The organism is Aphanothece microscopica RSMan92 (assembly GCF_046613545.2).
In the GTDB taxonomy this organism is placed as follows: Bacteria; Cyanobacteriota; Cyanobacteriia; order PCC-6307; family Cyanobiaceae; genus NIES-981.
Genome location: NZ_JBKKKY020000670.1, coordinates 1 through 392, shown reverse-complemented (window position 1 = coordinate 392; position 392 = coordinate 1). Strand labels below are relative to the sequence as shown.

General features: G+C 48.5%; 1 protein-coding gene. It reads left to right on the top strand.

What is annotated here, in order from left to right; genetic code table 11:
- A partial coding sequence (locus ACLD7X_RS19560) for a PadR family transcriptional regulator (RefSeq protein WP_411425344.1) occupies positions 1-264 on the top strand: 264 nt, incomplete at its 5' end.
- Positions 265-392 lie beyond the last annotated feature (128 nt).

Sequence of the window (392 nt, the reverse complement as noted above, 5' to 3'; positions counted from 1 at the left end):
TACGGCTACGAAATGACCCAAAAGGTGAAAGAGCTTACTTCCAATGAGGTCACCCTCAACGAGGGGGCGCTGTACCCGGCCTTGCACAAACTTGAAGCCGAGGGACTGCTTTCCGTAGAGATAGTACCTGCCGGCAATCGGATGCGGAAGTACTACTCCATTACGCCCAAAGGCCAAACCGAAACCGTAAACCGCCTGGCCGAACTTGAAGAGTTTGTGCGGCACATGCAGCTATTGCTAAACCCCAAGGTCAGCCTTGGATAATTGATTAACCGAAATAACCACTACCATCACTCATGTCTACTCCAACACCCCTTACCAACGAGCAAATTGATGCTCTTTACACCTTTGTGAAAAGTAAGTATGTCGATTATTACGATGTACAGCTGGAA